Below are 19,670 nucleotides of genomic sequence, written 5' to 3'. Positions count from 1 at the left end.
CAAATCAGCATTTGGCAAGGGTATTTTTAGGAAGGCCAACAGAGACGCGCCATGCTATGCCCTCTTCCTAGAGGAAACGCGGACGGATTAACCGGACGGGACGCATGATGAAGAACACCCCCACCCTGTCGCTGCGCGTGCCGGAGCCCTCGGGTCGTCCGGGCGATGCGCCCGATTTCAGCCACCTGCAGTTCGACCCCGCCGGCGCCGTGAGCCGACCGGAAGTCTCGACCGCCCCCTACGAGATGCGCGACCACGCCTTCCGTCTGGTGCGCGTGCTGGACGACGAAGGCAAGGCTGTCGGGCCGTGGGACCCCAAGCTGGACCCTGAGGTCATGCGTCGCGGCCTGAAGGCCATGATCCTGACGCGCGCCTTCGATGAGCGGATGCACCGCGCCCACCGCCAGGGCAAGACCAGCTTCTACATGAAGTGCACCGGTGAAGAGGCCATCGCGGTCGCCCAGGGCATGATCCTGAGCCGCGAGGACATGGGCTTCCCCACCTATCGCCAACAGGGTCTTCTGATCGCGCGCGGCTATCCGCTGGCGACCATGATGAACCAGATCTACTCCAACGCCGAAGACCCGATCAAAGGCCGCCAGCTGCCGATCATGTATTCGGCCAAGGACTACGGCTTCTTCACGATCTCGGGCAACCTCGGCACCCAGGTGCCGCAGGCCGTCGGATGGGCCATGGCCAGCGCCTACAAGGGCGATGACAAGATCGCCATCAGCTGGATCGGCGACGGCGCCACGGCGGAAGGCGACTTCCACAACGCCCTGACCTTCGCCGCCGTCTATCGCGCCCCGGTCATCCTGAACGTGGTCAACAACCAGTGGGCCATCTCGTCCTTCATGGGCATCGCCGGCGGTCTTGAGACCACCTTCGCGGCCAAGGCCATCGGTTACGGCCTGCCGGCCCTGCGCGTGGACGGCAACGACTTCCTGGCCGTCTGGGCCGCGACCCAGTGGGCCGAGGAGCGCGCGCGCACCAACCAGGGCGCCACGGTGATCGAACTGTTCACCTATCGCGGCGCCCCGCACTCGACCTCCGACGACCCCAGCCGCTATCGCCCCGGCGACGAGCACGAGAAATGGCCTCTGGGCGACCCGATCGAACGCCTGAAGCAGCACCTGATCGTCCTGGGCGAATGGTCCGACGAACAGCATGAAGCCGCCGAAAAGGACGCCGTCGAGCAGGTCCGCGCCGCCGGCAAGGAATCCGAGGCCATCGGCACGCTCGGCCAGTCGCGCCCCAGCGTGAAGACCATGTTCGAAGAGGTCTATGCGACCGAGGACTGGCGCCTGATCGAACAGCGCCGCGAGGTCGGAGTCTGAGCATGACCACTGCCCCCATGAACATGATTCAGGCCCTGAACTCGGCCATCGACGTCAAGATGGCCGAGGACCCCAACGTCCTGTCGTTCGGCGAGGACGCCGGCTATTTCGGCGGCGTCTTCCGCGTCACCGACCAGCTGCAGCAGAAGCACGGCCTGACGCGCAGCTTCGACGCCCCCATCAGCGAGTGCGGCATCGTCGCCACGGCCATCGGCATGGGCGCCTATGGCCTGCGCCCGGTCGTCGAGATCCAGTTCGCCGACTACATCTATCCGGCCTACGACCAGATCGTCTCCGAAGCGGCCAAGATGCGCTACCGCTCGGGCGGCCAGTTCACCTCGCCCATCACCATCCGCAGCCCCTACGGCGGCGGCATCTTCGGCGGCCAGACGCACAGCCAGTCGCCGGAAAGCCTGTTCACCCACATCGCGGGCCTGAAGGTCGTCATTCCGTCGACCCCCTATGACGCCAAGGGCCTGCTGACCGCCGCCATCGAGGACGACGATCCGGTCGTCTTCTTCGAGCCCAAGCGCCTCTACAACGGTCCCTTCGACGGCTGGCACGAGAAGCCGGTTTCGCCGTGGAAAACCCAGGAGCTGGCCCAGGTCCCGACCGGCAAGTACGTCGAGCCGATCGGCAAGGCTCGCGTGATGAAGGAAGGGTCCGACGTCACCATCCTGGCCTACGGCACCATGGTCTGGGTCGCCCTGGCCGGCGCCGAGCACGCCGGCGTGGACGCCGAGGTCATCGACCTGCGCACCCTGGTGCCGCTGGACATCGAGACCATCGAGGCCAGCGTCAGGAAGACCGGTCGCTGCGTCATCGTGCACGAAGCGCCGAAGACCTCGGGCTTCGGCGGCGAGCTGTCGGCCCTGGTTCAGGAGCGCTGCTTCTATCATCTGGAGGCGCCCATCGCGCGCGTGACCGGCTGGGACACCCCCTACCCGCACGCCTTCGAGTGGGAATACTTCCCCGGCCCGCAACGCGTGGCCGACGCCCTGAAAGCCGTCATGTCGGGAGGCCGTTAAGATGGGTCGTTTCGTCTTCAAGCTGCCCGACGTGGGCGAAGGCACCGCCGAGGCCGAACTGGTCGCCTGGCACGTCGCGGTCGGCGACATGGTCGAGGAAGACCAGATCGTCGCCGACGTCATGACCGACAAGGCCACGGTGGAAATCACCGCCCCGGTCAGCGGCAAGGTTCTGGCCATCCACGGTCAGGCCGGAGAGATGGTGCCCGTGCGCGGCCCCCTGGTCGAGTTCGAGGTCGAGGGCGCGGGCAATGCCGAAGAGGCTCCCTTCCCCCTTGATGGGGGGAGGGCTGGGGATGGGGGTGAAGCCGCCGCCGTCGTCACCGTTTCCGCTGAAGTCACCCCCACCCCACCCTCCCCCATCAAGGGGGAGGGCTCAAAGGAGTCCAATCCGGCTCCCGGCGCCAACCATGTCTTCAAGCTGCCCGACGTGGGTGAAGGCACGGCCGAGGCCGAACTGGTCGGCTGGCACGTCAAGGTCGGCGACGCGGTCGAGGAGGATCAGATCCTCGCCGACATCATGACCGACAAGGCCACGGTCGAGATCACCAGCCCGGTCAACGGCGTGGTCGTCGCCCTGCACGGCGAGGCGGGCCAACAGGTCCCCGTCGGCGGTCCCCTCGTCAGCTTCAAGGTCGAAGGCGCGGGCAATGTCGCCGCCAAGGCCGAAAAGGCCGCGCCGGCTCCGGCCGCCAAGCCCGCCGCCGCTGCACCCAAGGCCGACGCCAGGCCCGTCCCCGCCATGACCGGCCGCCAGCCGGGCGAACGCGCCCTGGCCTCGCCCGCCGTGCGCAACCGCGCCCGTGATCTGGGCGTCGACCTGGCCTTCGTGCCCGGTTCGGGTCCGGCGGGTCGCATCCAGCATGAAGACCTGGACGTCTACGTCGCGCGCGGCGGCTCGCTGCCCGCCGCGACCGGCACGGCCTCCTCGACCTACGCCCGCGCCGAGGGCGCCACCGAGGTCAAGATCATCGGCCTGCGCCGCAAGATCGCGGAGAAGATGGCCGAGAGCGTCCGTCGCATCCCGCACATCACCTATGTCGAGGAAATCGACATGACGGCCGTGGAGGAGCTGCGCGCCCACCTCAACGCCACGAAGTCGAAGGACCAGCCCAAGCTGAACGTCCTGCCCTTCATCGCCCGCGCCATCGTCGTGGCCCTGCGCGACCAGCCGCAGATCAACGCCACCTATGACGACGAGGCCGGCGTCCTGACGCAGCACGCCCCGGTCCATCTGGGCATCGCCGCCCAGACGCCGAACGGCCTGATGGTCCCGGTCGTCCGCCACGCCGAGGCGCTTGACCCCTACGCCACCGCCCTGGAAATCGCCCGCGTCTCGGGCGCCGCCAAGGACGGCTCGGCCAAGCGCGAGGAGCTGTCCGGCTCGACCATCACCATCACCTCGCTGGGGACGCTGGGCGGCGTGGTTCACACGCCCATCATCAACCACCCCGAGGTCGCCATCGTCGGTCCGAACAAGATCGCCGAACGCGTGGTGGTCAAGGACGGCCAGATGGTCGTGCGCAAGATGATGAACCTGTCCTCCAGCTTCGATCATCGCATCGTCGACGGCCACGACGCCGCGGTCTTCGTGCAGCGCATCAAGGGCCTGCTGGAGAACCCGGCCACGCTCTGGATGCACTAGTGAAGCACAGCGCGGCTATAGCTCTGGCGATAGCCGCGCTGTTGGCGGCAGATGCGGCAAATGCCTGCTCCCTCTTCCCACTAGAGGCAACGTTCAGAACATCGCCTGTGGCCTATGAGGCCGAAGTGACAAAAGTTCGCCGTATCTGGTGGCCCGATCGTTCGCAGCGCCGTCTGGGTCGGGTCTACGAAGCCGAATTCAGGCTGATAGGACCTGTTCGTCCTCGTGTGGTGCCGATTTATCGCTGGGACAGAAACGATGACTGTGATCCAGCCTCCCCCGTCAAGCGAGGCCAGCATGTCTGGTTGTTGCTGGAGAGAGATCCGGTGGCCGCCAGACAGAGCTACATCGACATGCTGGCTAGCTCTGAAGAAGCGGGTGACCCGCTTAGCGCTTTGCCAGCCCTCAGTCCCGATGACTACCTCGAAGAAGTGATTGTTTACCCCTACACCGACGATCTTTCGAAGGTGCGGGAAATCCTTGAAGATTATAGGCCAATCCCATGACCCAGACCCTCAAGACCAAAGTCCTGATCATCGGCGCCGGGACCGGCGGCTATGTGGCGGGAATCCGTTGCGGCCAGTTGGGGCTGGAGACCGTGCTGGTGGACGCCTCGCCGGGCCTTGGCGGCACCTGCCTGAACGTCGGCTGCATCCCGTCCAAGGCCATCATCCACGCGGCGGGCAAGTATGAGACGGTGGCCAAGGCCGCCGGCGACGGCACCCTGGGCATCACCGCCTCGACCCCGGCCATCGACCTGTCCAAGACGGTCGAATGGAAGGACGGCATCGTCAGCAAGCTGAACGCCGGCGTCGCCGCCCTGCTGAAGAAGGCCAGGGTCAAGGTCATCAAGGGCTGGGCCGGGTTCTCGGACGCCAAGACCTGCACCGTGAAGACCGATGACGGCGACATTCGCATCACCGCCGAGCACGTCATCCTGGCCACGGGATCGGAGCCGGTCGAACTGCCCTTCCTGCCCTTCGGCGGCGACGTCATCTCCTCCACCGAGGCCCTGAGCCTGCCGGAAGTGCCGAAGAAGCTGGTCGTCGTCGGCGGCGGTTATATCGGCCTGGAGCTGGGCATCGCCTTCCGCAAGCTGGGCGCCGAAGTCGCCATCGTCGAGATGGCCGAGCGCATCCTGCCGCTCTACGACAAGGCCCTGACCGACCCGGTCGCCAAGTGGCTTACGAGCCACGGCGTGCAGATGCTGCTCGGCGCCCGCGCGGGCGGTTTCGGCGACGGCAAGCTGAACGTCACCGACAAGGACGGCAATCCGATGCAGTTGGACGCCGACAAGGTGCTGGTCACCGTCGGCCGCCGTCCACGCACCCAGGGCTGGGGTCTGGAGACCATGGGCGTGGCCATGGACGGCCCCTTCGTGAAAGTCGACCAGCGCTGCGCCACCAGCATGAAGAACGTCTGGGCCGTCGGCGACCTGACCGGCGAACCCATGCTGGCGCACAAGGGCTCGGCCCAGGGCGAGGTCGTCGCCGAAATCATCGCGGGCCATGACCGCGTCTTCGACCCGGTCACCATCGCCGCCGTCTGCTTCACCGAGCCGGAAATCGTCTCGGCGGGCCTCGGCGTCGACGACGTCAAGGGCCGCGACGACGTGATCCAGGCCGTCTTCCCCTTCGCCGCCATCGGCCGCGCCCTGGCCATCGAAGCCGGCGAAGACGGCGGCTTCGTCCGCGTCATCGCCTCCAAGTCGGACCACCGTCTGCTCGGAATTCAGGCCGTCGGCCAGCACGTCTCGGAACTGTCCAACAGCTTCGCCCAGATGCTGGAAATGGGCGCCGTGCTGGAAGACGTGGCCGGCACCATCCACGTCCACCCGACCCTGGGCGAAGCCTTCCACGAGGCCAGCCTGCGCGCTCTGGGCCACGCCATTCACATCTAAGTCCCCTTCTCCCCTTGAGGGAGAAGGTGTCGTGCGGAGCATGACGGATGAGGGGTGACGACGGCGCCGCTTGATCGCTCAGGCGGCGCCGATGTTCTTCTTCCTGACAGACCGGCGCTGACACCCCTCATCCGAGCGCCTCCGGCGCCCACCTTCTCCCTCAAGGGGAGAAGGAACCGCTTACGCTTGCCTCACGCCTACGAAAGACCGACCCTCCCGCAAACGGGAGGCTTCGATGAGCGCCGAGACCCACTATCTGGCCGTCTTCACCAGCGACAAGACCGGCCCCAAGTGGCGGGCCTGGCGCGCCATGAGCGAGGCCGAGCAGGCCGAGACGGCCCGCCTCGGCGTGGCCGCCGTCGCCGAATGGGAGGCGAAGCACCGCGACTCCATCGTCTTTCAGGGCGGCCCGCTGGGCCCAACCAAGCGCATCGGCGACGACGGCGCCGTGACCGACGTGGTCAACCTGTTGACCGTCTTCATGGTCGTGCGCGCCGACAGCTTTGATGCCGCCGCCCGCCTGTTCGAGAACCACCCGCACATGAGCATCTTCGTCTGCGACGGGGTGGAGGTGATGCCGGTGCTGGGGTGAGGCTCAGTCGGCGCCCGGCGTACAGTCCGGGTCCGGGAACCAGTCGGCCGCGAGGTCGCGCCAGTCCGCGTTATCCCGCTCGATCAGGGCCAGCTTCCAGTCGCGCAGCCATTTCTTGATCCGCCGCTCGCGCCGGATCGCATCCAGCATCAGGGCGTGCTGCTCGAACCAGACCAGACGGGTGCAGTCGTTCTCGTCGGTGAAACCGGGAAAGGCGCGCGTCCTGTGCTTCCACACGCGGCTTTCGAGATTGGAGGTCGAGCCGGTGTAGAGCGTCCCGTTCCGCCCGCTCGCCATGATGTAGGTCGCGATGAAGGTGCGATGGGTCGCCATGCGGCCACGCTAACCCGCACTCCCTCTTTCGTCATCCTCCGGCGAAGCGAAGCGGAGACCGGGGGACCCAGCGGCGCCGAAGGCGATCTTCGGCGGCCGCCGAGCGTGAATCTTTCGCGCTCCCGCGCGCCGCTGGGTCCCCCGGTCTGCGCCGCTGACGCGGCTTGCCGGAGGATGACGGAAGGGGGATTCCTCATGCGCTTCTCTTGATCTTCAAATGAGAAAGATGTGCAAATAGAATGATGAATGATCACGACGACATCCGCCTTTTAGTTTTTGTGAGGCCAACAGATACCTCGACAATTTTAGGACTTGAAAAACGGATGAAATCCTTCCTCAAAACTGGGGACGGAAGCGAGTGCCTAGATACCAAAGCATTCTCCTCGTTCCACAAAACTGGCCAGATCGCTGACTATTTGCTTTGGAACAAAAAATTCATCGCAGAAATGAAGACCGTCAATGGATACCCCACGGAACGCATTGAACGTCTGATCGATGAGGAGTTGCGAAGCGAACCTCGTATGGTCGTTTTTGGAGAGGTGGGCATCCAGCGCATTCTATCGACCAGAGACAATGGTGCCGAGGTGAACCGACTGATGGTCAACATCGGAGGGCGGCCAATTAGGAAATTACTCAAACAGGCCAACCCACAGATTGCCGACACCCGCGCCAAACTAGGGATACCGGAAGCAGCAGGTCTTGCGATTGTTCTGATCGATAAACCACAGAAGGTGGAGGCAGCGATTGCTGCCCATGCTGTTCGCGAAGCTTTGAGGGCCGGAGAACCGCTGCTCGATCAGATCGACTTCGTTTGGATATCAATTGAGGCCCACAAGATACGCTTACCAGACGGGCGTCTAGGTTTTCCAGAACTCGGAATATGGCGAGCAAACCGCCGACCGGACATTGACCGTGCCATGATGGGTCAAATGTTTGATGCGTGGGCAGCTTTCAACGGCACTGAAATGGAGCACCTTGACCACACTTCAAGTTGGAAAACCCTAACCCCCATCGGAGATGGATGGCCGCTGAAGCTAGGCTTACATTGAAGTTGTCAATGCACCCGCGCCTTGCCGATCTCCAGCCCGTCGGCGCCTGCTGACACGGCCACCACGCTGCCGTCCTCGATCTCTCCGGCCAGCAGCTTCTTGGCCATGGGGTCGACCAGTTCCTTCTGGATGACGCGCTTGAGGGGGCGGGCGCCGTAGACGGGATCGTAGCCCTTGTCGGCGAGCCAGGTCAGGGCGCTGTCGTCCAGGGCCAGAGTCAGGCGACGGTCGGCCATCAGCTTCTCCAGACGCGCCAGCTGGATGCGGACGATGCCGCCCATCTGTTCGCGGCCGAGGCGGTGGAACAGGATGATCTCGTCGATGCGGTTCAGGAACTCGGGCCGGAAGTGGGCGCGGACCTGTTCCATGACCAGGGGGCGGACGGCCTCGACGTCCTCGCCCTCCGGCTGGTCGGCCAGATACTGGCTGCCCAGGTTGGAGGTCATGATGATCAGGGTGTTCTTGAAGTCGATGGTGCGGCCCTGACCGTCAGTCAGGCGGCCGTCGTCCAGCACTTGCAACAGCACGTTGAAGACGTCGGGGTGGGCCTTCTCGACCTCGTCGAACAGGACGACCTGATAGGGGCGACGACGCACGGCCTCGGTCAGGGCGCCGCCCTCGTCATAGCCGACATAGCCGGGAGGGGCGCCGATCAGACGGCTGACCGAGTGCTTCTCCATGTATTCGGACATGTCGATGCGGGTGATGGCGTTGTCGTCGTCGAACAGATAGCCGGCCAGGGCCTTGGTCAGCTCGGTCTTGCCCACGCCCGTCGGTCCAAGGAAGAGGAAGCTGCCCAGCGGCTTGTTGGGATCGTTGAGCCCTGCGCGAGCGCGGCGGACGGCGTCGGACACGGCCTCCAGCGCCTCGTTCTGGCCCACCACGCGGCGGCCGAGCTCCTCTTCCATCTTGAGCAACTTCTCGCGCTCGCCCTCCAGCATCTTGTCGACGGGCACGCCGGTCCAGCGGCTGACCACGGCGGCGATCTGCTCGGCGTCGACCACCTCGGGCGTCAGGGGACCTTCCGCCGGTTTCTCGGCGGCTTCGGCCTCAGCCAGCTGGCGTTCCAGCTGCGGGATCTGGCCGTAGGCGATTTCCGAGGCGCGGCCGAGGTCGCCCGCGCGCTGGGCGGCGGCCAGTTCGGCGCGCAGACGGTCGAGGGTTTCACGCAGCTGGGCGCCCTGCCCCACCTTGTCCTTTTCCGACTTCCAGCGGGCGGTCATGTCGTCCGACTGGCCCTCCAGATCGGCGATCTCGTCCTCCAGCTTCTCCAGACGCTGCTGCGAGGCGCTGTCGCTCTCCTTCTTCAGGGCCTCGCGCTCGATCTTGAGCTGGACCAGACGGCGGTCGATCTCGTCCAGCGCCTCGGGCTTGGAATCGACAGCCATGCGGACGCGCGAGGCGGCCTCGTCGATCAGGTCGATGGCCTTGTCGGGCAGGAAGCGGTCGGTGATGTAGCGGTTCGACAAGGTGGCGGCGGCGACGATGGCGCTGTCGGAAATGCGCACCCCGTGGTGGACCTCGTACTTCTCCTTGAGGCCGCGCAGGATCGACACCGTGTCCTCGACGGTGGGCTCGGAGACGAAGACCGGCTGGAAGCGACGGGCCAGGGCCGCGTCCTTCTCGACGTGCTTGCGGTATTCATCCAGCGTGGTGGCGCCGACGCAGTGCAGCTCGCCGCGCGCCAGGGCGGGCTTGAGCAGGTTGGAGGCGTCCATGGCCCCGTCGCCCTTGCCGGCGCCGACCAGGGTGTGCATCTCGTCAATGAAGAGGACGATCTGGCCTTCGGCGGCGGCGACCTCGTTGAGCACGGCCTTCAGCCGCTCCTCGAACTCGCCGCGATACTTCGCCCCGGCGATCAGGGCGCCCATGTCCAGCGACAGGACCTTCTTGTCCTTCAGGCTTTCGGGCACGTCGCCGTTGACGATGCGCAGGGCCAGACCTTCGACGATGGCGGTCTTGCCGACGCCGGGCTCGCCGATCAGGACGGGGTTGTTCTTGGTGCGACGCGCCAGGACCTGGATGGTGCGGCGGATTTCCTCGTCGCGACCGATGACGGGGTCGACCTTGCCGTCGCGCGCGGCCTCGGTCAGGTCGCGGGCGTAGCGCTTCAGGGCGTCGTAGCTGTCCTCGGCCGAGGCGTTGTCCGCGATCTTGCCCTTGCGCATCTCGGTGACAGCTTCATCGAGTTTCTTCGGCGTGACGCCGGCGGATTTCAGCGCCTCGGCGGCGGCCCCGCCTTCCTTGGCGATGGCGGCGAGCAGGCGCTCGGTGGTGACGAAGGCGTCGCCGGCCTTTTTCGAGGCCTCCTCGGCGGCGTTGAAGACGCGGGCGGTGTCGCCGTCCAGATAGAGCTGGCCCGAGCCGCCCTCGACCTGGGGCCGCTTCTTCAGCAGGCCTTCGGTCACCAGTTCCACGGCGGACGGATCGCCCCCGGCCTGATCGATCAGCTTGCGGGCCAGGCCGTCGCGTTCTTCCAGCAGCACCTTCAGCAGGTGCTCGGGCGCGAACTGCTGGTGACGACGAGCCAGCGCCAGCGACTGGGCGGATTGAACGGCCTGTTTGGCGCGGTCGGAATAGAGGTCGAGATTCATGTCGTTGGTTTCCCCTCGGGAGGCGGATTTCGACTCAATGCGCCCTTACACGAAGCGACGCCTTGAGCTGTCGCAAAGGAGGTGGGTGTGGCCTGGATGACACGCAAGGGGCGCGGCATGGAACCTTAAGCGTCGCCGTGCGCTAGGGCCCCATGCTGACGACCAAGATGAACCCCCGCGTCTTCTGGGGGGCCAGCGCCATCGCGGGCGGGCTGCTGCTGCTCGCCATGATGGCCCCCGCCACATCCGACCTGTTGTTCGGGCGCGCCCAGGCCTGGGTGGTCGAGACCTTCGGCTGGTTCTACGTGGCTTCCGTGGCGGGCTTCATGCTGTTCGTCGCGGCGCTGGCCGTCGGACCGACGGGGCGGCTGAAGCTGGGGCCGGACGACGCCGAGCCGGACTTCCCCTATGTCTCGTGGCTGGCCATGCTGTTCGCGGCGGGCATGGGGATCGGCCTGATGTATTTCGCCGTGGCCGAGCCGGTGCAGCACTACATCGCCCCGCCCGAGGCCCAGCCCGGCACGCTGGACGCCGCGCGCGAGGCCATGGTCATCACCTATACCCACTGGGGCGTGCACGCCTGGGCCATCTACGCCGTGGTGGGCCTGAGCCTGGCCTATTTCGCGCACAGGAAGGGCCTGCCCCTGACCATGCGGTCCAGCCTCTATCCCCTGCTGGGCAGGCGGGTGAACGGCCGGCTGGGCGACCTGGTCGACATCTTCGCCATCTGCGGGACCCTGTTCGGCATCGCCACCTCCCTGGGTTACGGCGTGGCGCAGATGACCTCGGGCCTGAACTACGTCTTCGGCCTGCCCAACGACGTGATCATGCAGGTCGGGCTGATCGTCGTCGTCATGGGCGCGGCGACCATCTCGGTCCTGACCGGGGTGGACAAGGGGGTGCGGCGACTGTCCGAGCTGAACCTGTTCATCGCCGTCTGCCTGATGCTCTTCGTGCTGATCGTCGGGCCGACCCTGTTCCTGCTACGGGCCTATGTGCAGAATTTCGGCCTCTATCTGGACCACTTCTTCGAGCGCACCTTCACCCTCTATGCCTATGAGCCGCGCGCCTGGATGGCGGACTGGACCCTGCTCTACTGGGCCTGGTGGATTTCGTGGTCGCCGTTCGTGGGCATGTTCATCGCCCGCATTTCGCGCGGGCGCACGGTGCGGGAGTTCCTGATCGGCGTGCTGCTGGTCCCGTCGGGCTTCACCTTCCTGTGGATGACGGTCTTCGGCAACACGGCCATGAGCCTGGACCTGGGCGTGGCGGCGGGCGCCATTTCGGACGCCGTCCAGACGGACCTGTCGACGGCCCTGTTCCACTTCTTCGAATACCTGCCCGGCACGGCGATCACCTCGGTCCTGGCCATCGCCCTGGTGGCGGTCTTCTTCGTCACCTCGGCGGATTCCGGCTCGCTGGTGATCGACACCCTGGCCTCCGGCGGGGCGGAGGATACGCCGCGCTGGCAGAGGATCTACTGGTGCGTGATGCAGGGGCTGGCGGCGGCGCTTCTGTTGCTGGCCGGGGGCCTGGGCGCCCTGCAAGCGGCGACCCTGGTGGCGGCCCTGCCCTTCGCCGTCATCATGATCCTGGCCTGTTTCGGTCTGGCGCGGCAGATGAACGCCGACCTGCGCGGCGAGACGGTGGAGACCGAGGCCCCGCCCCTGCGTGAACAGCTCAAGCGCATCCTGGCGCCCGCCAGCCGCCGCGACATCGACCGCCAGATCGCCCGTCACGGCGCCCCGGCCCTGGAAGAGGTGCGCGCCGCCGTGGCCGCCGAGGGACTGGAGAACAGCGAGGTCCAGAGCGACGACAACGGCGTCTGGCTGCGGGTCGAACACGCCAACGGGCGGGACTTCCTGTATCGGCTGGGCGCGCGCTCGCGGCCCCTGCCCGCCCTGACCGCGCTGGAGGCCCCCGAAAGCCGACGCGCCCTGGAGTGGCGCCTCAGCGCCGTGACCGGCGACGGCACGCGTCCGCGTGACGTGACCGGCTTCACCCGCGCCCAGATCGTCGCCGACGTGCTGGAGCATCTGCAAAGGTGGCGGCTGGCGGCTTAGAAGGCGCTACGCCCCCCTTGGCCCGGAGGACAGGCGGCGTTAGCGTCGCCGTTCAGTCTCCGGGAGCGTCCTTGATGTCCATCCGCCTGTCGCGCCGCGCCGCGCTGATCTCTTCCGCCGTCGCCGCCTCGGGCGCGGCCCTTCCCGCGACCGGCTGGGCCCAGACCAGCGCCGACACGCGCACCGACGAGGAGATCGCCGCCGCCGCCGACGCCTGGGTGCAGCGCTGCATGACGGCCTGGCCCGAACAGCCCGCCGTGTCCCTGGCCCTGGTCCGCGACGGCAAGACGGTGCTGGCCAAGGGCTATGGCGTGCGCCGTCAGGGCAAGGCCGAACCGGCCGACGAACACACCCTGTTCGCCATCGCCTCCAACTCCAAGAACGTCACCGCCGCCTGCCTGGCCATCCTGGTCGACGAGGGCAAGGTGAAGTGGGACGAGCCGATCCGCACCTATCTGCCCGGCTTCACCCTGTCGGACCCCATGGTGGGCGAGCGCATCACCGTGCGCGACACGCTGAGCCACCGCGCCGGGTTCGGTCTGGGCGCCGGCGACCTGCTGTTCTGGCCCAACAGCGACCGGACGCGGGCCGAGGTTCTGGCCCAGGCCGCCTTCGTGCCGATCGAGGACGGGTTCCGCGAGGACTACCACTACTGCAACCTGATGTTCGTGGTCGCGGGCGCGGTGATCGAGAAGGTGTCGGGCCTGTCGTGGGAGGATTTCGTCCAGACCCGCATCTTCGACAAGGTGGGCATGGGCGAGAGCGTGCCCCTGGCGCGTCTGGCCGATCCGAAGAAGTCCGCCCTGCCGCACGGCCGCGTCGGCCCGCCCCTGCGCTATCAGGGGGCGATGACCCAGATCGCCGAGTCCATCGTCGAGGTCTGGAACTGGGATTCGGCGGCGGCGGCGGGCGGCATCTGCGCCAGCGCCCACGACTGGGCCAAGTGGATCGCCGTGCGCCTGAACGACGGCAAGCTGGCCGACGGGACGCGCCTGTTCTCCGAAGCCGCCGCGCGCGAGATGTACAAGCCCAACATCGTCGTCTCCTCGTCCAACGGGCCGACGGCGGCCCTACCCAACCGGGCCGTGGCCTCGACCTACGCCATGGGCTTGCAGGTGCAGGACTATCGCGGCGAGCGGCTGGCGACCCACGGCGGCGGCTCGCCCGGCGGCATCTCGGCCACGGTTCTGATCCCTGGCCGCAAGATCGGCTTCAGCGTCTTCACCAACGCCGAGGAGAGCTTCCTCTTGCGCGCCCTGCGCTCCGGCCTGTCGGACATCGCCATGAACAAGGTCGACGTCGACTGGATCGCCGATTCCAAGCGGATCGAGGCCGAAGGGACCGAGAAGTCGCTGAAGGCCGCCGTCGAGATCGACGCCAAACAGGCGGCGGGCGCGGCGCCCTCCATGCCGCTGGAGGCCTATGCCGGAACCTGGCGCGATCCCTGGTACGGCGACATCGTCATCGAGCCGAAGACCGAGGGACGCGGCCGCAACCGCAAGTCGGGCCTGTGGCTGCGCTTCACCCACACCCCGGCCTTGCAGGGCTGGCTGGAGCCCTATGACGGCGAGACCTTCCGCACCCGCTTCCCCGACAAGCGCGAGGAAGACGCCTTCATCACCTTCAGCATCGCCACGGCCAAGCCTGCGACCGCCACGGTCAAGGGCGTCTCGCCCGACATCGACTTCTCTTACGACTATCAGGATCTGCGGCTGACGCGGATCTAGGCTCTCACCTGGCGGAAACGACCATGATCCCACTAGCCTGTGCGTCGCTTCTCATATCTCTTCCCGGCCTTCACAGCGCATCGACGTCAGCCGAGACGCAGGCGGCCATCGCGTCGGACCGGATCCTGACGGCCCTGGTGGAGGTCAACGGCGTGCCAGGCATGGGCGCCGCCGTCTGGCAGGACGGTGAACTGGTCTGGTCCGGGTCAGCCGGCTACGCCGATGCGGAGGCTCGTCGTCCAGTCGACGCCGATACGGTCTTTCGCCTGGCCAGCGTGTCCAAGCTCCTGGCCGCCACAGCCGCCGGACGCCTGCAACAGGAGGGGCGGCTGGATGTCGACGCATCGGTGCGCAGCCGCCTGACCTGGCTGCCCGACCGTTGGCCGACGCTGACCAGTCGCCAGATCGCCGCCCACATCTCGGGCCTGCCCCACTATCAGATCATGGATATGGGCCGTGGCGGCCATCGCTACGCTTCGGTCCGCGAGGCCGTCGGCATCTTCCAGGATCGCGACCTGCTGACGCCCCCCGGCCAGAAATACCAGTACTCCTCCTGGGGCTACACCCTGTTGTCCGCCGTGGTCGAGGAGAGCGCCGGACGCCCCTATCTCGACTATGTGCGCGAGACCATCACGCCCGGCCTGCGGATCGGCCCTGACCAGACCGACAGCGGCGACCTCGACGCCTCGACCGCCTATGACTATGCGGACGGCGTTCTGGTGCGGGCCGCGCCCCATGACCTCAGCTACACCTGGGGCGGGGGCGGGATGGCCGCGACAGCGCCTGACCTGGCCCGCTGGGGCGGTCGCGTGCTGTCCGGCGAAGTCGTGCAGCCGGAAACCCTGGCCTGGATGACGACGCCGGCCCGACTGGACACCGGCGCCGAAGTGGACGAGGGCGCCTACAAGGTCGGTTTCGGCTGGCGGGTCGCCAGCGATCGCGACGGCCGACGCCTGTTCCACCACGCCGGCGTCACGGTCGGCGCGCGCAGCGCCCTGTTGCTCTATCCCGATCAGGCGACCAGCGTCAGCGTCCTGTCGAACGCGCCCTGGGTCTCGGCCATCGAACAGACGGCGCAGATGCTGGCCGCGCCGTTCACGCCCGCCCCTGGCGACGCCGCCTTCGTCGCCTGCCCGGTCGCGACGACGGCCTACGACGGAAGCTATGGCGGCGAGCCGCTGAACGGCGCCGCCCGCTTCGCCCTGGAAGACGGCCTCTGCGTCGGCCAGTTGTCCCTGGACGGCGGAACCTTGCTGGCGAAGTGGCTGAACGAGTTTCCGCAGAAGGACGCCGCCAGCCTGCCGGTCATCAGCGTCACCCCCGACCATGGCCTGAGCCGCGCGGCCCTGGTCACGCCGACCGGCGCCTACGACCTGCGCAGCCTGGGCGAAGGGCGGTACGAGGCGCGCTTCGGCGGCGCCTTGAACCGCACTCTGGAACTGACCTTGCGCTGACCAGGACGGGCTAGCGCGCCCCCGGACGCTGTCCGGCCTCGAGGATGGGCATGCCGGCCTCGGTGGGGATGTAGATGGTCTGACGGCCTTCCTTGCCGGCCGTTTCCTGCAGCATGTTGATGTAGGACCAGCGCAGATAGGCCTCGGGACCGCCCAGGGCCTCGGCCATGATGCGGTTGGCCTCGTTGGCGCCCTTGGCGCGCTCGATCTCGGCGGCGGCGGTCAGCTTGGCCGAATCCAGGGCCGCCTGGGCTTCCAGCACGCGGATGCGACGGTTCTGCACCGCCTCCTCATAGGCCGCCTTGCCGGCCATCTGCTTGGAATAGACGTTGTAGGTCGGGAAGCCGACCAGAACGACGGCGACCAATACGCCGATCGCGATGATCGAACCGATAGTGAAACCCACGCCGCGCATTCGCGCCTCCCCTGAAATCTGAACAGCGATCAGGGTGAACGCCGCCTGTGGTTCCGGTCAAGCGCGGCGCCGCGACATCGCGCCGCAGGTGTATTCGATTTACCGCCCAATACCCCGAGCCTAGTCAGGCGCGATGACCATAGAACATTGTTCTCGACCGTCCTCGCTACGCGTCCTTCTGGTCGGCGACGCGCGCATGGCCTTCCCGGTGGCCAAGGCCCTGGACCAGGCCGGGCACCGGGTCTTCGCGGGCGTTTCGACGTCCAGCAACTACCTGGAATGGTCGCGCCACGTCAGCGGCTCCTTCCGCCACTCGCCGCTGGAGCCGGGGACGGACGAGGCCCTGCCGGTCATCCTGGATTGGCTGGACCGAAACCCTGTCGACGTCATCCAGCCGGTCAGCGAAGCGGGATCACGCTTCATCACCCGCCACCGCGCCGCCTTCGAGACCCGCGGACGGCTGATCATGCCCCAGGCCGATACGGTCGAGGCCTGCATGAACAAGACGGCGATGTTCGAACTGTGCGAGACCCTGGGGGTCGCCCTGGCGCCCCACCGTCGCGTGCGGGACATGGCGGGCCTGCACGTCGCGGCCGCCGCCATCGGCTACCCCCTGATCGTCAAACCGGCCGTGGTCGACGCCGAACTGTTCGAGCGCAAGGCCCTGATCATCGCCGACGCGGACCAGCTGGCCGTCGCCATGCCTCACTGGCCGGAGATCCATCCCGAACTGATCGTCCAGAAATACGTCGCCGGGCCGCGCCACAGCGTCATCTTCAGCGCGGACAGGGGACGGTTGCTGGGCGCGGTCGAGATCAAGGCCGCCCGCACTCACGAGTACGACGGCACCGGCTACACGACCTATGGCGTGACCGTGGAGCCGACGCCTCTGGTGCGCGAGGGCGTGGAAAAACTGGTCGCGCACCTGGCCTATTCATCGACCGGCTGCGCCCAGTTCATCGTCTGCCCCGCGACCGGCGAGGTGACCTTCATGGAGATCAATCCGCGTGTCAGCCTGGGCCGGATCGCGGAATGCGCGGGCCTGCCGCACAGCGTCTGGGGACTGAAGCTGGCGACCGATCAGGCGATCACGGCGCCCGCCGATCCCTGGGCCGTCTATCGACGCGGCGTGCGCTATGTCTGGACCAAGGGCGACCTGACCCTGCTGGGCAAGCAGTTCAGACGCGGACAGGTAAGCCCGGGCGAGGCGCTGCGGCGACTGACGCAGATCGGAATCGACGCCGTCCAGTGCGCCCACGCCATCTTCGATCCCCTGGACCCTCTGCCGGCCCTGGGCACCTATGGCAACATCCTGATCAAGCGCTGGAGACGCCACCCGGAATATCAGCCGGGCTGGGTTCCCATCAGCGACGCGCCGGCGCGGGAACCAGCTCGATCAGATCCAGATTGGACTCGTTCGCCGGCCAGGGGATGACCAGGCGCCAGCGACGCTCGCCGATACGCTCCATCACGGCCACCATGTCGCGCTCCTGTCTTTGACCATAGGCGCGGACGGCGGGTTCGGACGCCAGGGCCATGGAGCCCAGGAAAACCATGTGCCGGTCGTCCTCGGGATAGAGCAGGCCGCCAGGGCGTTGCGATCCGGTCAGCTTGGTGAATTTCAAGCCGGCGGAGGTCTGCTCCACGCGGCAGGCGAACCAGCCGTAGACGACATAGCCCAGGCCCTGCTCGCCGCCCTGGGAGCCCAGCTTGACCGTGCGGCAGCGGTAGTCGCCGGCGGGCGGCGCGACCGAGGGCCGCGCGGCGCCGGGCTCGATCAATTCGCCCAGGGAGGACAGGTCGCCTGATCCGGGCTGGCGCTTCGCCTGCTGCAGGGCCAGGGCCCAGGCCGCGTCGCGACGCTGATAACGATCCCGGTCGCCTGGCGTGATCACCGCGCGCCAGTCGCTGAGGACGGCGCCCGACGCCGAAGCATCTCCTGGCGGCGGCGGCGGCGGTGGAGGCGGCGGCGGAGGCGTGGTCGCACATGCCGCCAAGGTCGCGGCCAGGCTCGGAATCAGGAGGCGGGAAAGCCCCGACTTGATGCACGAAATGGCCGACGAAGGTGACATGGGCTCTCCCTGGCGCAGGGTCGAAAAGCCCCTGTTTCTACAGGAAGCCCTCTGCGCGCCCTACGTCAACCCCGGGCGAGCGCTTCACCCTTGGCCGGGCCAGGGGTCAGGCGGCGTCAACCCCCGCGTTCGGGACGCGCCCATCCGCCGCCAGAGCCCGCGAGAGAGCCTCGACGAGCGCCGGGATCTGCAGAGGCTTGGTCAGGTATTCGCAGAAGCCCGCCTCACGGCCGCGCCGGATGTCGGCGAAGGCGGCGCTGGCCGACAGGGCTATCACGGGCACATGCCGCGTCAGGTGATCTTCGGCCAGGCGCGCCCTGACGTCGAAACCGTTCATGTCCGGCAGGTTGATATCCAGGATGATGGCGTCGGGACGCAGGTCGCGCGCCAGGGTCAGCCCCTCTCCGCCGGTCTCGGCCACATGCAGGCGGATTCCCGGCAAGGCCGCCGCCACATGGCGCATCAGGACGATGTTGGAGGGGTTGTCCTCGACGTAGAGCAGGGTCGCCTCAGGCAGATCGGTCTGAGGCACCGAAGAGACGGCGACGGCACGCGGCGCATCGGACGCGATCGGCAGGCGCAAGGTGAAGCTCGCACCTTCGCCCTTGCGGCTTTCGGCCTCCAGTCGCCCGCCCATGGCCTCGATCAGACGCCGCGCCACCGCCAGTCCGAGACCGGCGCCCGGCGCGCTGGACGCCTCGCGGCCCATGCGGTTGAAAGGCTGGAACAGACCTTCGAGCCGGTCTGGCGGCAGGCCCGGGCCGGTGTCATGGACGCCGAGACTGACCCCGTCGGAAGTCTGCCTCGCCTCGATCAACACCATGCCGCCCGGGCGATTATACTGCACGGCGTTGACGAGCAGCGCCGTCAGCACCTGACGCAGACGCTCACGGTCCGCGCGAGCGGCCAGGCCGGCGACAGGCGGAGGTTCACGCAGGTCGATCCCCGCCGCCTCGGCCATGGGGCGAAGGGTTTCGCAGACCTGACGCACGATCAGCAGAGGGTCCACCCGTTCAAGGTTCAGAGCCAGCCGCCCCCCTTCGATGTCCGCCAGGCTCAGCACCTCATCGACCAGGGTCAGCAGCCGGGCGCCGGCCGAACGGATCTGTTCGACCGCCTGGTGCTGGCGGTGGGTCAGGGGTTCCTGATCCTCATTCAGCCGCATCAGGTCGGAAAAGCCGATGACCGCATTCAGGGGCGTGCGCAGTTCATGGCTCATGCTGGCCAGGAACTCGGCCTTGGCGCGGTGGGCGGCCTCGACCTGGGCCGCCTGCCCTTCGGCGGCGGCCAGCGCCGCCTGCAAGTCTCGCGCGCGCTGCTCAGCCCGCGCCTCCAGCGTGGCGTTGATCCGTCGCAAGGTCATCGCCTCGCGTCGAGCCTTTACCGCGAGCCGCAGCCCCGCCCAGCAGCCGGACAGAGCCAGGGCGACCACCACCAGAACGAGTTCCATCGCACGTCCTC

16 protein-coding genes are annotated in these 19,670 nt (G+C 67.3%); 11 read left to right on the top strand and 5 right to left on the bottom strand.

The genetic code is table 11. The features are described from left to right. Positions 1 to 104 precede the first annotated feature (104 nt). The 6 genes from ACZ5XO_RS02145 (at position 105) to ACZ5XO_RS02120 (ending at position 6,502) form a co-directional block, all read left to right on the top strand. Positions 105 to 1,337 carry a thiamine pyrophosphate-dependent enzyme gene (locus tag ACZ5XO_RS02145; RefSeq protein WP_464163691.1) on the top strand — a complete coding sequence of 411 codons (1,233 nt, stop codon included), beginning with the start codon at positions 105 to 107 and terminating at the stop codon, positions 1,335 to 1,337. Positions 1,338 to 1,339: 2 nt separating this feature from the next. Next, a complete protein-coding gene (locus ACZ5XO_RS02140; RefSeq protein ID WP_464163690.1) occupies positions 1,340 to 2,365 on the top strand; it encodes an alpha-ketoacid dehydrogenase subunit beta in 1,026 nt (341 codons plus the stop codon). A 1-nt stretch (position 2,366) separates the two neighbouring features. Further along, positions 2,367 to 4,010: a 2-oxo acid dehydrogenase subunit E2 gene (locus ACZ5XO_RS02135; RefSeq protein ID WP_464163689.1), complete on the top strand. Its 1,644-nt coding sequence runs from the start codon at positions 2,367 to 2,369 to the stop codon at positions 4,008 to 4,010. Further along, positions 4,010 to 4,516 (top strand): hypothetical protein, encoded by a 507-nt coding sequence (locus ACZ5XO_RS02130; RefSeq protein WP_464163688.1) that lies wholly within the window; start codon positions 4,010 to 4,012, stop codon positions 4,514 to 4,516. The genes ACZ5XO_RS02135 and ACZ5XO_RS02130 overlap by 1 nt, the downstream gene beginning before the upstream one ends. Then, positions 4,513 to 5,910, top strand: a complete 1,398-nt coding sequence (gene lpdA, locus ACZ5XO_RS02125; RefSeq protein WP_464163687.1) for a dihydrolipoyl dehydrogenase — start codon at positions 4,513 to 4,515, stop codon at positions 5,908 to 5,910. The genes ACZ5XO_RS02130 and lpdA overlap by 4 nt, the downstream gene beginning before the upstream one ends. Positions 5,911 to 6,145: 235 nt before the next feature. Further along, the gene (locus ACZ5XO_RS02120; protein WP_464163686.1) at positions 6,146 to 6,502 is read left to right on the top strand and encodes a hypothetical protein; all 357 of its coding nucleotides are present in this window, start codon (positions 6,146 to 6,148) and stop codon (positions 6,500 to 6,502) included. Between the two features lie 3 nt (positions 6,503 to 6,505). On the opposite strand, the gene ACZ5XO_RS02115 is transcribed toward ACZ5XO_RS02120, so the two are convergent. Then, on the bottom strand, positions 6,506 to 6,835 hold the full coding sequence (locus tag ACZ5XO_RS02115) for a GIY-YIG nuclease family protein (protein WP_464163685.1): 330 nt from the start codon (positions 6,833 to 6,835) through the stop codon (positions 6,506 to 6,508). A 242-nt stretch (positions 6,836 to 7,077) separates the two neighbouring features. Between ACZ5XO_RS02115 and ACZ5XO_RS02110 the strand changes: the two genes are divergently transcribed. Further along, on the top strand, positions 7,078 to 7,884 hold the full coding sequence (locus ACZ5XO_RS02110) for a hypothetical protein (RefSeq protein WP_464163684.1): 807 nt from the start codon (positions 7,078 to 7,080) through the stop codon (positions 7,882 to 7,884). A gap of 5 nt (positions 7,885 to 7,889) precedes the next feature. Here ACZ5XO_RS02110 and clpB read toward each other — a convergent pair whose 3' ends face one another. Beyond that, entirely contained in the window at positions 7,890 to 10,478 is a 2,589-nt protein-coding gene (gene clpB / locus ACZ5XO_RS02105) for an ATP-dependent chaperone ClpB (RefSeq protein WP_464163683.1), read from the bottom strand. Positions 10,479 to 10,630: 152 nt separating this feature from the next. Here clpB and ACZ5XO_RS02100 point away from each other — a divergent pair, with 152 nt between their 5' ends. The 3 genes from ACZ5XO_RS02100 (at position 10,631) to ACZ5XO_RS02090 (ending at position 15,722) form a co-directional block, all read left to right on the top strand. Beyond that, positions 10,631 to 12,541, top strand: a complete 1,911-nt coding sequence (locus ACZ5XO_RS02100; RefSeq protein ID WP_464163682.1) for a BCCT family transporter — start codon at positions 10,631 to 10,633, stop codon at positions 12,539 to 12,541. Positions 12,542 to 12,615: 74 nt separating this feature from the next. After that, positions 12,616 to 14,268, top strand: coding sequence for a serine hydrolase (locus ACZ5XO_RS02095; RefSeq protein WP_464163681.1), 1,653 nt, complete (start codon positions 12,616 to 12,618; stop codon positions 14,266 to 14,268). Positions 14,269 to 14,291: 23 nt separating this feature from the next. Continuing rightward, positions 14,292 to 15,722 carry a serine hydrolase domain-containing protein gene (locus tag ACZ5XO_RS02090; RefSeq protein WP_464163680.1) on the top strand — a complete coding sequence of 477 codons (1,431 nt, stop codon included), beginning with the start codon at positions 14,292 to 14,294 and terminating at the stop codon, positions 15,720 to 15,722. Between the two features lie 10 nt (positions 15,723 to 15,732). On the opposite strand, the gene ACZ5XO_RS02085 is transcribed toward ACZ5XO_RS02090, so the two are convergent. Next, the gene (locus tag ACZ5XO_RS02085; RefSeq protein WP_464163679.1) at positions 15,733 to 16,137 is read right to left on the bottom strand and encodes a hypothetical protein; all 405 of its coding nucleotides are present in this window, start codon (positions 16,135 to 16,137) and stop codon (positions 15,733 to 15,735) included. Between the two features lie 196 nt (positions 16,138 to 16,333). On the opposite strand from ACZ5XO_RS02085, the gene ACZ5XO_RS02080 reads away from it, so the two are divergent. Then, positions 16,334 to 17,572, top strand: coding sequence for an ATP-binding protein (locus ACZ5XO_RS02080; RefSeq protein WP_464163678.1), 1,239 nt, complete (start codon positions 16,334 to 16,336; stop codon positions 17,570 to 17,572). On the opposite strand, the gene ACZ5XO_RS02075 is transcribed toward ACZ5XO_RS02080, so the two are convergent. Next, complete coding sequence (locus tag ACZ5XO_RS02075; protein WP_464163677.1) at positions 17,502 to 18,209, bottom strand: DUF4893 domain-containing protein; 708 nt, start codon at positions 18,207 to 18,209, stop codon at positions 17,502 to 17,504. The two genes, ACZ5XO_RS02080 and ACZ5XO_RS02075, sit on opposite strands and share 71 nt — an antisense overlap. Positions 18,210 to 18,315: 106 nt before the next feature. Next, entirely contained in the window at positions 18,316 to 19,659 is a 1,344-nt protein-coding gene (locus ACZ5XO_RS02070) for a hybrid sensor histidine kinase/response regulator (RefSeq protein ID WP_464163676.1), read from the bottom strand. Between the last annotated feature and the right edge of the window lie 11 nt (positions 19,660 to 19,670).

This window comes from Brevundimonas sp. T2-11, assembly GCF_055397675.1.
The sequence above is the reverse complement of the archived record's forward strand: the minus strand, read 5'-3'. Positions and strand labels throughout refer to the sequence as shown.

Excerpts from the sequence above, each read along its gene's own strand:
- ACZ5XO_RS02145 (WP_464163691.1), top strand. The coding sequence starts at position 105 with ATGATGAAGAACACCCCCACCCTGTCGCTGCGCGTGCCGGAGCCCTCG.
- ACZ5XO_RS02140 (WP_464163690.1), top strand. The coding sequence starts at position 1,340 with ATGACCACTGCCCCCATGAACATGATTCAGGCCCTGAACTCGGCCATC.
- ACZ5XO_RS02135 (WP_464163689.1), top strand. The coding sequence starts at position 2,367 with ATGGGTCGTTTCGTCTTCAAGCTGCCCGACGTGGGCGAAGGCACCGCC.
- lpdA (WP_464163687.1), top strand. The coding sequence starts at position 4,513 with ATGACCCAGACCCTCAAGACCAAAGTCCTGATCATCGGCGCCGGGACC.
- ACZ5XO_RS02120 (WP_464163686.1), top strand. The coding sequence starts at position 6,146 with ATGAGCGCCGAGACCCACTATCTGGCCGTCTTCACCAGCGACAAGACC.
- ACZ5XO_RS02115 (WP_464163685.1), bottom strand. The coding sequence starts at position 6,835 with ATGGCGACCCATCGCACCTTCATCGCGACCTACATCATGGCGAGCGGG.
- ACZ5XO_RS02110 (WP_464163684.1), top strand. The coding sequence starts at position 7,078 with ATGAATGATCACGACGACATCCGCCTTTTAGTTTTTGTGAGGCCAACA.
- clpB (WP_464163683.1), bottom strand. The coding sequence starts at position 10,478 with ATGAATCTCGACCTCTATTCCGACCGCGCCAAACAGGCCGTTCAATCC.
- ACZ5XO_RS02100 (WP_464163682.1), top strand. The coding sequence starts at position 10,631 with ATGCTGACGACCAAGATGAACCCCCGCGTCTTCTGGGGGGCCAGCGCC.
- ACZ5XO_RS02095 (WP_464163681.1), top strand. The coding sequence starts at position 12,616 with ATGTCCATCCGCCTGTCGCGCCGCGCCGCGCTGATCTCTTCCGCCGTC.
- ACZ5XO_RS02090 (WP_464163680.1), top strand. The coding sequence starts at position 14,292 with ATGATCCCACTAGCCTGTGCGTCGCTTCTCATATCTCTTCCCGGCCTT.
- ACZ5XO_RS02085 (WP_464163679.1), bottom strand. The coding sequence starts at position 16,137 with ATGCGCGGCGTGGGTTTCACTATCGGTTCGATCATCGCGATCGGCGTA.
- ACZ5XO_RS02080 (WP_464163678.1), top strand. The coding sequence starts at position 16,334 with ATGGCCTTCCCGGTGGCCAAGGCCCTGGACCAGGCCGGGCACCGGGTC.
- ACZ5XO_RS02075 (WP_464163677.1), bottom strand. The coding sequence starts at position 18,209 with ATGTCACCTTCGTCGGCCATTTCGTGCATCAAGTCGGGGCTTTCCCGC.
- ACZ5XO_RS02070 (WP_464163676.1), bottom strand. The coding sequence starts at position 19,659 with ATGGAACTCGTTCTGGTGGTGGTCGCCCTGGCTCTGTCCGGCTGCTGG.